Source organism: [Chlorobium] sp. 445, from assembly GCA_002763895.1.
Taxonomy (GTDB): domain Bacteria; phylum Bacteroidota; class Chlorobiia; order Chlorobiales; family Thermochlorobacteraceae; genus Thermochlorobacter.
This window is the reverse complement of sequence record NSLH01000006.1, coordinates 47,650-62,217: the sequence shown is the minus strand read 5'-3', so window position 1 is coordinate 62,217 and position 14,568 is coordinate 47,650. Positions and strand designations below refer to the sequence as shown.

The window sequence follows — 14,568 nt, the reverse complement described above, 5'->3', positions numbered from 1 at the left end:
GTCTTGACCGTAGGAAATGGCAACTTCAGCGCAGAAAGGAAAAGCACTGTGAAGCAGCGGGAGTCAAAGGCGAATTCACAGTGCTTGAATGCACAGCAAGGTCTCAAGAGCCCGCAAAAGGGCAGCCCACAAAAAACACTCACCGATTTATGAGCAACTTGCGCGTAAATCACGCAAGCGTAGCTGCACACTGGTATTGCCGTTGTAAGTGTTTTCCTCAATCGAATAGACAATGTCTAAAGTGCAACTACGGTCTTTCACAAGGTCGTGATAGCGGTACAAGTTAAAACCGATAGCGTCATAAATTCGACTTTGCGGTGTAGCAAGGCTAAGTTTAAGATGCTGGTCTTTGAGCAAGCGTGCGTGACTGGTCTGTTTGAGCCCTCGCGTTAAGAAAATCGGGTGAGGGTTTCCCGGACCGCACGGCTCAAAGCGTTTAAGCACCTTCACAAAGTTTGGCGTAATCTGCTCCAGATTAAGTTCTGCGTCAATTCGAATTTCAGGTATGCGTTGCTCGAAAGTAAGCCGCTCGGCACAGACTTGATCGAAAGCAGCACGAAAATTTTCTAGCGATGTAATCGAAAGCGAAAGACCAGCTGCTGCGGCATGCCCGCCAAACTGAATGAGATGTGCTTTGCAGGCAGCAATGGCTTCGTACAAATTAAACCCTGACACACTTCGCGCCGAGCCTTTCAGCACGCCATTGACCTCCGTCAGAATGATGGTCGGGACATAGAAGTGCTCTACCAGGCGCGAGGCAACAATGCCGATGACCCCCAAGTGCCAATCAGGCTTGTAAAGCACAATTGAAGAAGGATAAGTCAGAAGCAAACGAGCGGCTTCTTCAATAGCTTCTGCTGTTATAAGCTGATCGAGACTGCGGCGTTGTGTGTTGAGGTCGTCAAGTGAGAGTGCAAGCTGCTCTGCAAGTTCGCCATCCGGCGTGGTAAGCAGTTCGATGACTTGCCGTGCATGATCGAGCCGACCGGCCGCATTGATGCGGGGCGCAATCGTAAAGACCGCAGAAGAAGCTGTAAAATTCGAAAGCGATAAGCCCGCACATTTAGCCAGCGCAAGCAGTGAGGGACGTGGATTTGTCTGTATGCGCTCAATCCCTGCCGCAAGTAACACCCGATTTTCACCAACGGCATCGACAATATCGGCAGCAATAGCGAGTGCAACCAGGTCTAGATAGTTTCGCGCTAAATTCAAGTCTAGGCCACGCACATAGCAGAGCGCTTCAGCAAGTTTGAAGGCAACACCGCATCCGGATAACTCCTTGAAAGGGTAGTTACAGCCTGGGCGCTTAGGATCAAGAACTGCAAACGCATCGGGGAGTTCATTGCTCGATTCATGGTGGTCGCAAATGATAAAGTCAATCCCAAGTTTTTTACAGTACGCTGCAGGCTCAAAGGCAGTAATGCCACAATCGACAGAGATGATGAGCTTGATGCCATGCTGATGCGCATACTCAATACCCGAGCGCGCTACGCCATAGCCTTCCTTGAAACGGTCGTTGACATAGAACATCACATCGGCGCCGAGTTCACGCAGAAAGAGTACTAACAGCGATGTGCCTGTGGTGCCATCCACATCGTAGTCGCCATAAATCATAATTTTTTCAGCACGATCCAGCGCATCAGAGAGCCGTTGTGCAGCTTTTTGCATTTCTACCATTTCAAAAGGAGAATGAAGATGCTCGAGCGAAGGACAAAAAAACTTGTGTGCCTGCTCATAAGTGAAAATGCCACGATGGCACAAGGCTCTGGCAATTGGCTCACTGACATTAATTGCACGCATAAGTGCCGAAACTTTTTCTTGATCGGCTTCAAGGAGTGTCCAACGAAAGTGTTTCATTGTACGAGAGTAGCGTTCAATGTTAAAGAGTTAAAGAAATCAAAGATGCGTTATAGCAACATACGAGCAAGCGTGTCAGAAAAACGCACGGCAAGATGCCGCATGGGTGCAAAGCAAAAGTGAAACCTAAAAATTGAAACGGATTTCGTTATATTAAAAGTTATTTAGAGGCCAAACAATTTTCACAGCATTTGCAACTTCGAAAATGAGCGCGGTTCAATCGCTTGCATATCTTGCGAAAACAGAACTATCGCAGGATAAAATTCGCAACTTCTGCATCATCGCCCATATTGACCACGGTAAATCTACGCTGGCTGATAGACTCCTTGAGGTAACGGGCACGATCTCAAAACGCGAGATGATGGACCAAGTGCTCGATGATATGGATTTGGAACGAGAGCGTGGGATTACGATTAAGAGCCACGCAATTCAAATGCACTACAAAGCCAAAAATGGCGAGACCTACACACTAAACCTCATTGATACGCCCGGGCACGTGGACTTTACCTACGAGGTCTCACGCTCACTTGCGGCGTGCGAGGGCGCCTTGCTGGTGGTCGATGCGGCGCAGGGTGTCGAAGCGCAAACGATTGCAAATCTTTATCTGGCGATTGACGCTGGACTTGAAATTATCCCTGTCATCAACAAAATTGATTTGCCTTCTGCGGATTTGCCCAAAGTCAAAGCGCAAATTCATGATTTGATTGGTGCCAAAGATGAAGAAATCCTTCTGGCGTCAGCAAAAGAAGGGATTGGAATTGAGGATATTTTGGAAGCCGTGGTGGCGCGAATTCCAGCCCCAAAAGCAAATGTCGATAAGCCGTTGCGGGCGCTGATTTTTGACTCGGTCTTCGATGCGTATCGTGGCGCGATTGCTTACATACGCATTGTTGATGGCGTCTTGCGCAAAGGCGATAAGGTGCGCTTCTTTGCAAGTGGCAAAACTTACACGGCGGAAGAAGTTGGCGTTTTAGGCTTGAAGAGACAGCCAACTGATATTCTTGAGACTGGCAATGTGGGCTACTTGATTTGCTCGATTAAAGATGTCAAAGATACCAAAGTCGGAGATACGGTAACAACCGTCGACAATCCTGCTGCAGAACCGCTGGCAGGATACAAGGAAGTCAAACCGATGGTCTTCAGTGGGATTTACCCAGTCAGTACCGAAGATTTTGAAGAGTTGCGTGAATCACTTGATAAACTCTCACTCAACGATTCCTCGCTGGTGTATGTGCCAGAGAGTTCTGTAGCGTTAGGGTTTGGATTCCGCTGCGGATTTTTAGGATTGCTGCACATGGAAATCGTGCAAGAGCGCTTGGAACGCGAGTATGGAATGAACATCATCACGACCGTACCAAATGTGGAGTATATCGTTTATACAACGAGCGGTGAAAAAATTTTGGTGGATAATCCCGCCAAGATGCCTGATGCAGGCAAAATCGAGCATATTGAAGAGCCATATATTCGTGCGCAGATTATCACGGCAACCGAGTACATCGGCAACATTATGAAACTTGCAATGGAGCGACGCGGTGAATACAAAGACACACAATATCTGGATGCAACGCGTGCCGATCTCAAATTCGAATTTCCACTCTCTGAAATCATCTTTGACTTCTACGATAAGCTAAAATCGATCTCCAAAGGCTACGCTTCAATGGATTACGAGCCGATTGGCTATCGCGAGTCGGACCTTGTCAAACTTGACATTCTACTCAATGGCGAGACTGTCGATGCGCTTTCAATGATTGTGCATCGCAGCAAGAGTTATGAGTGGGGCAAAAAACTTTGCGCCAAACTCAAAGAGCTGATTCCGCGCCAGATGTTTGAAGTGGCAATTCAAGCGGCAATCGGTAGCCGTGTTATTGCACGCGAGACCATCGGCGCAATGCGCAAGAATGTGCTGGCAAAGTGCTATGGCGGTGATATCTCACGCAAGCGCAAGCTCTTAGAAAAACAAAAGGAAGGTAAAAAACGAATGAAACAGGTCGGCAGAGTAGAAGTTCCGCAAGAAGCCTTCCTTGCAGTGTTGAGTGTCAATGACGACTAAGACCCCGTTTTGAAAATTTAATCTTACACAACGTGTCAACGGCAAAAGCAAAAACAAAAAAAGCCCGACGCTCAGCGGCAGCGCTCGGCAAGTAAAGCAAGTGAAATTCTCAATGGACAAAAAGCAACCAACCAACCTGTAAAGAAAAGCAAGTCACGTGAATGGATTGAAGCGCTCATCTTTGCAGGTATCGCAGCCTTTATCCTGCGCTCATTTGTCATTGAGGCTTACCGCATTCCAACCGGCTCAATGGAAGACACCTTGCTGGCTGGTGATTTTCTTCTGGTCAATAAATTCATTTATGGTGCAGTTGTGCCGTTTACAGACTACCGCCTGCCAGGCTTCAAGGAAGTCGAGCAAGGTGATATTGTGGTCTTTAAGTATCCACGCGATAAAGACGTCAACTACATCAAGCGCTGCGTGGCAACCGCTGGCAAAACTATTGAAATCAAAGACCGCAAAGTCTTTGTGGATGGTGCAGAGTTTGCTTTGCCGCCTGAAGGAAAGTTTCTCTCCACACAACCTATGCCAGCAGGACAAGCCGAAATGAACATCTTTCCGCTGTATTCCTCTTTTAATAAGGATAACTTTGGACCGCTGCACATTCCTAAGAAAGGCGAAAAGATTACACTCACACCAGAGAACTTCCAGACATACAAGTTCGTCTTGGAGTATGAAGGACACACTGCCTCAATCATGGGCAGACAAGTCTATGTAGATGGCAAGCCCACAAATGAATATGAGATTAAACAAGATTACTACTTCATGATGGGCGACAATCGAGACAACAGTTTAGACAGCCGATACTGGGGTTTTGTGCCACACTCACATATCGTGGGCTCTGCACTCATTATTTATTGGTCGTGGGACCCCGATATGAGTTTCTTCCAGCTGTGGGATAAACTGGCTTCAATTCGCTGGACGCGTATCGGGAGGCTAGTTCATTAAAACTGGAAAGTAATCGAGTTCGTGAAAAACAAGCTCTTTTTCATTGCACTGATGCTCTGCGCGTCAAGTACGGTGTTCGCGCAAGGCGGGTCGCTTTACTCACGGTTTGGTATCGGTGAATTAAGAATACCAATGACAGCACAAATGGCAGGTATGGGCTTTGCAGGTAGCGCCATTGCTGACCCGCTCTACATCAATCGTGCAAACCCCGCCATGCTGACGGCAATTAACCAAGCGCGCATCTCAGGCGATTTTACCTATATCGGATACCTCTCAGGTACAACTCAAACCTCAGGCTACCAAGTGGTCGCTGGCTTTGAAGGAGCAAGTTTAGCCATCCCAATCTGGAATGCAAGAGTGGCGATTTCTACAGGCATTCTGCCTTACTCACGCATCAACTATAAGCAAACGCAGCGCGGTATCACAATAGCGCCAAACTCAGGCGACACTGTAAGTTACACCTTTTCATACTTTGGATTAGGTGGATTAAATAGTGTCCCAGTTGCTATCAGCGCAATTGCATTCAAAGATGAAAACTGGGGCACGATGCGACTGGGCGGTGCAATCAATTTCATCTTTGGCGCCAGTACGCAAGGCTCAGAGCAGATCTTTGACACATTCGAGTTTGTTGACTCTGCAATTAATTTTGAAGATAGGCTTGCAGGCACAACCTTCACGCTGGGTGCAGCTTATAGCTCTAAGCAAGGCATTTTTACATCATCAGGTCAAGTCATGCTGGGGGCTTCACTAACCACAGCAACAACACTCAGCGGTACACGCCAGACTATACTCACCAAAAACTTAGGCAATGCACAATTTCAAGCACGCGATACCCTGACCGTAGTAGATGGAGAGGCGAAATTACCAAGTTCGCTTGTGATTGCTGTCGCCTACAAGGGCAATGCAAACTACACCATAGCCGCTGACGTTTTGATGCAAGATTGGTCAAGCGTAAGTTACTTTGGTCGCCAAAACGAACTGCAACGCAACGCGATGCGTATTGCACTGGGCGTAGAAATTATTCCCAGCACAGAAATGCGCAGCAATATCTTCTCTCGCATAGCCTATCGTGTGGGCAGCTATTATCACCAGACAAATTTACAAGTGGGTGGCACGGGCATTGATGAGTGGGGCATCACGTTTGGAATGGGCATTCCATTGAGCGCAGAATCATCTTGCCTCGATATCTACTTGCACTATGCACTGCGCGGTACAAAAGAAAATAATCTCATTCAAGAAAACATCTTCCGAATTGGCGCGGCGCTCAACATCGGCGAAAGATGGTTTTTGCAGCGTAAAATCGAGTAGTGTGGCGTGCAGTTCGTAAAGCTGAAAAACAGCTTGCAGCAAAACTCCATGAATGTGTCATACATTCTCAAAGAAAGTTTTTCAGGCTTTCAGAGGGCAAAACTCTCTACAGTGGTCTCGATTCTGACGATTGCTGTAGCGCTGGTGCTTGCAGGTGTATTTTTGATTTTAGCACAGAGTGCCACACGTGTGCTCGAAGAAATTCGCAGCCGTGTAGAAGTCGAGTTTTTTCTTAGCGAATCGGTCTCAATGGCTGATGCAAAAGCTATCGCTGATGAGATGAGCAAAAGTGCAGCCGTCGCCAAAGTCAGCTACATTTCCAAAGAAGATGCAGCAAAGATCTTTGAGCAAGAGTTTGGCGAGAAAATTGAACAGATTTTGGGCATGAATCCGCTCCCACAGTCTATCAAAGTTAATCTCAAACCGGCATATGCGACGCTCGATAGTCTGGAGAGATTTGCGCATGTAGCATCGCAATATCAAGGCATTTTAGAGGCACGATACAATAGGGAATTGCTCACAAGCGTCGATAGTAATGCGCGTATGTTGTTTCTCATAACAGCAGGATTAGGGGTGCTGATTTCACTGGCTTCTATGGCGCTTGTCTCCAACACGATACGCTTAGCCATATACAGTAAGCGCGAAATCATTCGCACCATGAAACTTGTCGGCGCAACTTTCAATTTCATCAGAATGCCATTTCTCTTGGAAGGTATTTTTCAAGGTGCCGTAGGTGGTGCACTCTCAACCGCGCTGCTGGCGCTCCTGATGCTGCTGCTCTCAAGGATTTCACCAGAAATTTACTCTACGCTTAAACCCGCATCGCTGCCGCTTTATGTAACCTTAATCATGGCAGGGGCAACTTTAGGCTTCTTAGGAAGTTTCTTTGCGGTGCGCAAGTTTATCGACGAATGAATAAATGAAAACACAGTTTGTTACGCCACTAAATCAGTGTAGATTTAAAGCTAGGCAAAAAAGAAGGTCACGACGACTGATTCAATTGGCAAAACAAACCAAGTGATACCAAAAGGCGTGCGTGATACTTATCACAGAAAGAGAAAGAAAAAAGAAATATACTCGCATAGCAAAAAATCCTGTCATCGCTCTGTAGTTGTTTTATTAAACTTCAAAATTTGAGTGAAAATGATGCGATACGCAAAATTTCTTTTGTTAGCAATGATGCTCTGTGCCGCAGGGACAGCAATGGCGCAGTTTCCTGCTGGCGTTAGTGTGAGCGGAGCTAGGATTGGCAATCCGCAAATTGTCCGTACGGGTGATATTCTTGCGCTAAATCCAGAGACAGGCGCCTCACCTACTGGCATTGACCTTTTCTTCATCAGCCTTAATAACAACTCAGGGCGCGATATTGTCGGACTACAGTTGCGTTTTGTGTTCCGCAAAATGGTGTAGAAATCGCGCGCGGCTTGTCGAGCAACACACCGCCACGCACTCTTCCACAAGGATCGCTGCGCTTGACAAGCAACCAAATCCCCTCAAGCCTCTGGGCTCCAAAAGGATTCAACATAGATGAGAGTGCGATAAGAACACTTGCAGGAATAAATGCAACAGTAGGAGGGGTGACGAATGTACCGTCACAACTGCCGGCAGGCGTCTACTCACTGGAATGGACGCTAGTAGACCAAAATGGCAATGAAAGCAACACCGTCGCAATTGTCTTCACACTGACAAATCCAACAGGTTTTGTACAACTTATTAGCCCTGGTACGCAAGTTGGCAGTGATGCCCCGCAAGAAGAAGTCAGTTCGGTATTGCCGTTTTTCCTCTGGCAAGGTGATGCTCCGGAATATGAAATCACTGTGTGGACCGATGATACTGAAGAAGGCAGTGGCAAGCGCTTCAATGAAGAAAATAGCCCGCATCCGAACCCAAATGTCAAAGAACGCGTGCGCGTGCCAAGCTATCAATTTCCCAGCGGTGGCTCAACATCACTCGGACGCGTCGTGCGCCCACTTACCCCCGGAAAAACAGTCTACTGGCAAGTTAAGTCGTTTGCAGAAGTTGCATTTGCAGGTACATCACCACTTGCAGTCTCACCCATATATTCTTTCAAAATTAGCGGTGTCGATAGCCAACTGCTCTCAGAACTCATTCAGTTGCTTAAAGACAAATATGGCGTTCAAGGACTTGATGGTTCAACTTTTGTAAGCTGGACAGGCGTGTCTAATGGAATGCTCTACCAGAATAGTCTTGACGCAAGAACCTTGCTCAATGAATTGCGTCGCAGAACCCCAAGATAACCAAAGGAGGATTTACAAATGAGAAAGAGAACCCTAAAGACAATAATTTTTGGACTCATCGCTTTCTGTGTTGTAAGTGCAGCTACAGCAAGTGAAACGCCTATAGTGGAGGGAGAAGGCGTTGCACTGGTCATCAAAGCCGTCAAAATTGTCGAAGCGCGTGAAAAGCAAGAAGCGTGGAGAGGCGTACAACGCGGGCAGCAACTCAATTCTGGCACACAAGTGCGTACTGGCGAACAGTCCTTCTCGATTTTGAAATTTGCTGACAACTCTGTGGTGCGCGTCGCAGAAAGTTCTCAAATCGTTGTGCGCGGTGATAAAGACAACAAATCTAATGCGATGAACAAAACAATTGAGTTGAACCTCGGAAAAGTTGGTTTCAATATCAAAAAGCAAGGTGCTAACGAACAGTTCCGCTTCGTCTCACCGACTTCCGTCGCGTCTATCAAAGGCACATCGGGATACTTTAGCCCGAACAGTTTGCTGATTTTGGAAGGCTCTGCGTCCTTTGGATTAGCAGATGGAACCACGATGCAAGATGTTGGTGCCGGACAAATCGGTGAAGTGGTCAACGGTCAAGTGCAAGTGCGTCAAGCGACACCTGAAGAACTTGATGAAGCGCGCCGCGTGTTAGCTGAAATTAATGAGCGCATTATCATCAAGTTCAGAGATGCAAATGGCAATATTCGCGAGATTGAGATTAAATAGCCCGAGTACTCCATAAAATTTTGTGGAAAGCGTCTGCGTTTGTTCTGAAACCAGGCGCTTTTTTTATTTTGCCAAATGACACTTGCAGAGAAGATTAAACAACGTGCGCGTGCCTTAGGCTTTTCAGCGGTTGGCATCAGTGAAGCAAAGGAACTTGTCGAAGAGGCGAGACGATTGGAAGCCTGGCTTGAGGCGGGCATGCACGGCGAAATGCACTACATGGAAGAAAACTTTGACAAGCGCGTCAATCCGAAAAAGTTAATGCCTGAATGTCAAAGCGTAGTTTCTGTTATTGCAAATTACTATACACCTACAAAACACGAAACGCCAAGACACAGCAGAGCACATAACAGAGCAGCTAACAAAAATGAAGCATACAAAGAAGAAAAAGCACAGAGAGCAGAGAAGAGAGAAAAGCGCATGCTGAGGGATAAATCCGAACCGTGGCGTGGGCGCATATCGATTTATGCAACACGCGCTGATTATCACATGGTCTTGAAACAAAAGTTACTTGAACTCTTCGACTATATCACCGAACTGGTGGGTGAAGTCAATGGACGGGCATTCGTGGATTCGGCACCGATGCTCGACAAAGCATGGGCAGCACGTGCAGGCTTAGGCTGGATTGGCAAACATACCAATCTGATTAACCGTGAAATTGGGTCATACTTTTTCATCGGAAGTTTGCTACTCGATTGCAAACTGGATGTAGATACCCCAATGCCAAAAAATTACTGCGGCACCTGCACTGCGTGTATTGACCTTTGCCCCACAAAAGCAATTGTTGCACCTTATCAAGTCGATGCAAGAAAATGTATTTCCTACCTTACAATTGAATTGAAGCGCAACTTTACACAGGAAGAAAAGACAATGTTAGGTGAGTGGCTGTTTGGGTGCGATATTTGTCAGGAAGTTTGTCCATGGACACGATTTTCAAAGCCAACGGAACTCTTAGAATTTGCGTCAAAGCCGGAACTTGAAGCGCTGTCTGAGCGCGAAATTTTAGAAATGACAAAATCAAGTTTCAGACGCATCTTTGGCGAAACACCTGTATTCCGAACGGGGCTGCGTCGACTAAAACGCAATGCCGAGGCAGTCCAAGAGAATCTCAGCGGTATGAAAATCTCAGAAAATGAGGCAACCCAACCATAAGCTATGCCAGAATTGATCGAGCGCGCAAATACAGAGATTTTCTTTTTCATCAATAATGCGATGAAACATCCTATCAATGACCTATGGTTAGGCTACACAACACAGTTAGGAAATGGTTATGTATTGCTTCCGATTGCTATGATTATGCTTTTTTTCTATGACCGTAAATTTTTCTGGAAAAATTTTGGCTACTTGTTTGCAGCAGGTGTGGTCGGCGGTATTGTTGTTACGCAGGCGAAACTGCTCTTTGATGCACCACGACCGCTGTCATTTTATCAACGCGAGTTAGAAGCTGGGCTTGTAAGCATCAATGTAATGTTCGAGCCATTGTATGCACACTCGTTTCCATCAGGGCATTCGCAAACCGCCTTTACGGTAGCGCATAGTTTAGCTTTGCTATGTACGCGCTTTGCTTGGGGAGTACGAGCCAGTTTCTACGCTGTGGCTGTCATCATTGCACTTTCGCGAGTCTATGTAGGCGCACACTTTCCAATTGATATCTTAGCAGGCGCGCTGGTCGGCGTGCTAACTGCACATCTGACATTTTGGGGACTTCGCAAAGTTGAAGCAAAGTGGACGGCACGAAATGACAGTCTGCCAAACATCAGTTCAAACACAAACTCATAAGAAAACAATGCTAGCACGCATTCAAACGCTTTATCTTTTGCTTGCAGCGCTATGCGCCGTGCTCAATATCGGCGTGGTTCCGTTCTGGAAATACGATTTCCCTAGTGAGGATACTGCAGCAATGATGCTATACGGCTTTGGCAGTTTTGGCAAAAGTCTGTCTATGGGCACATTGTTCTGGCTCTTCAACGCAGGTGTGGTGGTTGCTGCGCTGCTGCCGCTGGTTACGATAGCGCTTTTTAACAAACGGCTCTTGCAAGCAAAACTGGCGCTGCTCTCAGCTGGAATAGAACTTGCAACCTTAATCTTTGGTGTGGGCGCTGCGCTGGCATTGCAAGCAAAACTAGGTTCAACAAGTGTAACACATGTGCCGCAACTTGGTGCAGTATTGCTGCTAATTTCACCGATTTTTTCTTTGCTGGCAAGACGAAATATTTTGAAGGACGAAGAGATTGCAACCGCCTATAAGCGCCTGTAAAATCAAGGAGTTTCAGAGATGCGCATACTTTGGACGCAAGGTGATACAAATGGCATTGGCTCTGAACTGATTCTCAAAGCCTTTGAGGCGCTACGCCAGAGCGAACATCAATTTGTCGTTGTAGGCTCATACTGCATGATGAAATACTACGCCAAGCATTTAGGCTACAATGTGCCGATGCTAGAAATAGAAACGCTACAAGAGATTCCCCCAAAAAGACATGATGAGCCGCTCTATGTCCTAAGTTTGTCTTGTCTTGTCAAAGCGCGCCCTGGAGAAATTCAAGCTGATGCTGGACATGTAGCAATGCAAGCTGTAGAGACTGCAGCAAAACTGTGCCTTGCACAAAGCGCAGATGCAATGGTAACTGCACCTATTCACAAGCAAGCTATTCAGCAAGCGGGTTATTTCTTTCAAGGGCATACGGATTTTCTTGAGCATCTCTGCCGAAAAAAAGAGCCGCATGCTAAAGCGCAAATGATTTTAGTGGACCCTCAAAGCAACTTGCGTGTTGCATTAGCGACGGTGCACACGCCGCTCAAAGATGTGTCAGAGAAACTCCGTGCATCAGGCGCGCTAAGTACATTGATTGAATCGCTGGCAATGGCTTTGAAGAAAGACTTTGGGGTGGCAACCCCACGCATTGCGGTGTTAGGATTAAATCCACATGCCTCGGACGGTGGTGTCATTGGGCGCGAAGAAGTAGAGTGGATTCAGCCTGAGATAGAGCGCTTGAGAGAGAAATTCAAGGTAGAAGGTGCATTTGCAGCCGATGGTTTCTTTGGAGCAAGGCGCTACAAAGAATTTGATGCAGTGCTTGCGCTCTATCACGATCAAGGACTAATTCCATTCAAAATGCTCGCCTTTGAGACTGGCGTGAATGTTACCACAGGATTGCCAATTGTGCGCACATCACCTGACCATGGCACAGCACTTGACATTGCAGGCAAGGGTATTGCTAACCCAAGGAGTTTTATTGAAGCAACATTGTTAGCTTGTAGAATTGCGATGAAGCGCAAAAAGTTTGAACATGTCTCAAGTCTAGAAAGATGATTGCACTGCGAAATGTCTCGCTGCGATTTGGTGACAAACAAATTTTTGATCGGTTGTCGTTAGAAGTCGGGCGCGGAGAATTTCTCTATGTGCTCGGTGCAAGTGGGGCAGGCAAAAGTTCGCTGCTCAAACTGCTCTACATGGATATTCTTCCAGATAGCGGCGAGGTACAAGTCGGTGAGTTTAAGTCAAGCACAATCCGAAAACGCGAGATTCCCTACCTGCGGCGCAATCTGGGTATTGTCTTTCAGGAATTTCGTTTGTTTGAAGACCGCAGTGTGTATGAGAACGTGGCATTTGTCTTGGAGGTAACAGGCGTGCGACCAAAGGAGATTCCGAAAAAAGTCAGTGATGCACTCTCTGAAGTTGGGCTTGCGCAGAAACGCAACGAGATGCCGAAAAATCTTTCAGGTGGTGAGCAGCAGCGTGTCGCAATTGCACGAGCCATTGTGCGCGAACCCTACATTCTGCTTGCCGATGAACCCACAGGCAACTTGGATCCGCAAGTCTCACTTGAAATTATGCAGCTCTTGAAGCGCATCAGTTTCAAAGGTATCACAACAATTGTGGTAACGCATGACTACCATATCGCTGAAAAACTTCCCGCTAAGACTTTGCTGGTGAAAGAAGGAAAAGTAGAGGAAATTACTTCGCTGCCGAAATTGCTGTAGTGATTAGTAGATGGCAGCTAACAAAGGTGTTATTGTCCGCGCCCAGCGAAGATGACATAAATCGTAGCAAGTAAAATTTTGAAGTCCATTGATAAGCTCATATTCTCCACATAAAAAAGATCATACTTCATGCGTTCCAGCATTTCATCAAGGTTTGAGGCATAGCCGAATTTAACTTGTCCCCAACTTGTAATGCCAGGTCGAACACAGTGCAAACGTGCATAGTGTGGGGCTATGGCTTTGAGTTGTTCCACGAAGTAAGGTCGCTCAGGGCGAGGACCCACGATGGACATTTCGCCGATGAGCACATTCCAAAACTGTGGCAGTTCATCGAGTCGATACTTGCGTAGAAATCTACCAAAGGCTGTAATGCGGCTATCATTTTTCTGTGTCAGTTGCGGCACACCGTTTTCAGCGTCTTTGTGCATAGAGCGGAATTTGTAAATCGTGAAAGGTTTCCCATAGAGCCCGATGCGAGTTTGAGAGTAAATCGGAGAGGCTTTTGTATCGAGCCAGACAAGAAAGGCAAGAATTGCCATGATGGGAGAGAGAAAAATCAAAGCAATAAGCGAGACCGAGATATCAAAAAGACGTTTGACGTTTTCAGCAAAGGGAGTCAGCGGCGGTGAAGACAGTTCAATTAGCGGTGTGCCATAAATCTGCGTGGTTCGTGCAGCACCAGAGAGAATATCGTACATATCGGGAAGAATTTTTAAGCCGATGTTTTTGCCTTCGCAGCGACCGATGATGCGCAGAAGTTCATCGTGCTTAACGGATTGTACAGCGATAATCACTTCGGAGATGTGATGTAACGCAAGTGTAGAATCAAGGTCGTCTAAACTGCCGAGTGTGCGGGCGGGCAGTGCTGTAGCATCATGGCACTCCTTGATAAAGCCAACGACATCTAAGCCAAGTGCGGGATGATGTGCAATATCTGCGGCAAGTGATAGAGCACGCTGTCCTGTGCCGATGATAACCGCGCGCCGCCTGCCAATGCCTTTCTCCACAAGTTGTCGCCGCTGGTAGCTGCGCTGCACCAAGCGACCAATAGGCATCACGGAGCAGAGCACTAGCCAGTAGAGTGCTGCGCCAAAACGCGATGAATAGGTATGCGGCAGATCAGTTGCTTGAGCTTCAACGATATCGTCAGCAAAAATCAAAATGAAAAGCAGAAATGTGCCGAAGGTAATTGCTTTAAGTACGGTAACTGCTTCTTCGTAGCGCGAACTAAACCGCCAATCACGATAGAGACCAAAGAGCCAAAAGATGAGTATCCAACATACACTAAGTGTGAGCATGGGCAAAACCAGCATCGGAGCTTGCTCAGTGAAAGCCGCAAACGGAACAGTGTTGCGAACAGTGTAGTAACAAAGAAATGCAAAGTTGAAGGCAAAAAAATCAATGACGAGCGTCAGTAGGCGTTGCTTAGTTTCGGGTTTGAGCATAAAGCATAAATCA

General features: G+C 46.8%; 14 protein-coding genes. 12 read left to right on the top strand and 2 right to left on the bottom strand.

Features of this window, described 5'->3' with window-relative positions; all coding sequences use genetic code 11:
• Positions 1–147: 147 nt before the first annotated feature.
• Positions 148–1,857, bottom strand: a complete 1,710-nt coding sequence (recJ, locus tag CMR00_03910) for a single-stranded-DNA-specific exonuclease RecJ (GenBank protein PIO48630.1) — start codon at positions 1,855–1,857, stop codon at positions 148–150.
• A 205-nt stretch (positions 1,858–2,062) separates the two neighbouring features.
• On the opposite strand from recJ, the gene CMR00_03905 reads away from it, so the two are divergent.
• The 12 genes from CMR00_03905 (at position 2,063) to CMR00_03850 (ending at position 13,110) form a co-directional block, all read left to right on the top strand.
• Complete coding sequence (locus tag CMR00_03905) at positions 2,063–3,907, top strand: elongation factor 4 (GenBank protein ID PIO48629.1); 1,845 nt, start codon at positions 2,063–2,065, stop codon at positions 3,905–3,907.
• A gap of 105 nt (positions 3,908–4,012) precedes the next feature.
• On the top strand, positions 4,013–4,855 hold the full coding sequence (lepB, locus tag CMR00_03900; GenBank protein PIO48628.1) for a signal peptidase I: 843 nt from the start codon (positions 4,013–4,015) through the stop codon (positions 4,853–4,855).
• 21 nt (positions 4,856–4,876) lie between these two features.
• Entirely contained in the window at positions 4,877–6,163 is a 1,287-nt protein-coding gene (locus CMR00_03895; protein PIO48627.1) for a hypothetical protein, read from the top strand.
• A gap of 48 nt (positions 6,164–6,211) precedes the next feature.
• Entirely contained in the window at positions 6,212–7,078 is an 867-nt protein-coding gene (locus CMR00_03890; GenBank protein ID PIO48626.1) for a cell division protein FtsX, read from the top strand.
• A gap of 228 nt (positions 7,079–7,306) precedes the next feature.
• Complete coding sequence (locus CMR00_03885; protein PIO48625.1) at positions 7,307–7,573, top strand: hypothetical protein; 267 nt, start codon at positions 7,307–7,309, stop codon at positions 7,571–7,573.
• A gap of 14 nt (positions 7,574–7,587) precedes the next feature.
• Positions 7,588–8,421, top strand: a complete 834-nt coding sequence (locus CMR00_03880; GenBank protein PIO48624.1) for a hypothetical protein — start codon at positions 7,588–7,590, stop codon at positions 8,419–8,421.
• An 18-nt stretch (positions 8,422–8,439) separates the two neighbouring features.
• Complete coding sequence (locus CMR00_03875; protein ID PIO48623.1) at positions 8,440–9,129, top strand: hypothetical protein; 690 nt, start codon at positions 8,440–8,442, stop codon at positions 9,127–9,129.
• Positions 9,130–9,204: 75 nt separating this feature from the next.
• Positions 9,205–10,281 (top strand): tRNA epoxyqueuosine(34) reductase QueG, encoded by a 1,077-nt coding sequence (gene queG, locus CMR00_03870; protein PIO48622.1) that lies wholly within the window; start codon positions 9,205–9,207, stop codon positions 10,279–10,281.
• 3 nt (positions 10,282–10,284) lie between these two features.
• Positions 10,285–10,908: a hypothetical protein gene (locus CMR00_03865; GenBank protein PIO48621.1), complete on the top strand. Its 624-nt coding sequence runs from the start codon at positions 10,285–10,287 to the stop codon at positions 10,906–10,908.
• On the top strand, positions 10,868–11,386 hold the full coding sequence (locus CMR00_03860; GenBank protein ID PIO48620.1) for a hypothetical protein: 519 nt from the start codon (positions 10,868–10,870) through the stop codon (positions 11,384–11,386). The genes CMR00_03865 and CMR00_03860 overlap by 41 nt, the downstream gene beginning before the upstream one ends.
• 18 nt (positions 11,387–11,404) lie before the next feature.
• Positions 11,405–12,439: a 4-hydroxythreonine-4-phosphate dehydrogenase PdxA gene (gene pdxA, locus CMR00_03855; protein PIO48619.1), complete on the top strand. Its 1,035-nt coding sequence runs from the start codon at positions 11,405–11,407 to the stop codon at positions 12,437–12,439.
• Positions 12,436–13,110 (top strand): cell division ATP-binding protein FtsE, encoded by a 675-nt coding sequence (locus CMR00_03850; GenBank protein ID PIO48618.1) that lies wholly within the window; start codon positions 12,436–12,438, stop codon positions 13,108–13,110. The genes pdxA and CMR00_03850 overlap by 4 nt, the downstream gene beginning before the upstream one ends.
• A 29-nt stretch (positions 13,111–13,139) precedes the next feature.
• Here the strand turns inward: CMR00_03850 and CMR00_03845 are convergent, their stop codons facing one another.
• A complete protein-coding gene (locus CMR00_03845; GenBank protein ID PIO48617.1) occupies positions 13,140–14,555 on the bottom strand; it encodes an exopolysaccharide biosynthesis polyprenyl glycosylphosphotransferase in 1,416 nt (471 codons plus the stop codon).
• Positions 14,556–14,568 lie beyond the last annotated feature (13 nt).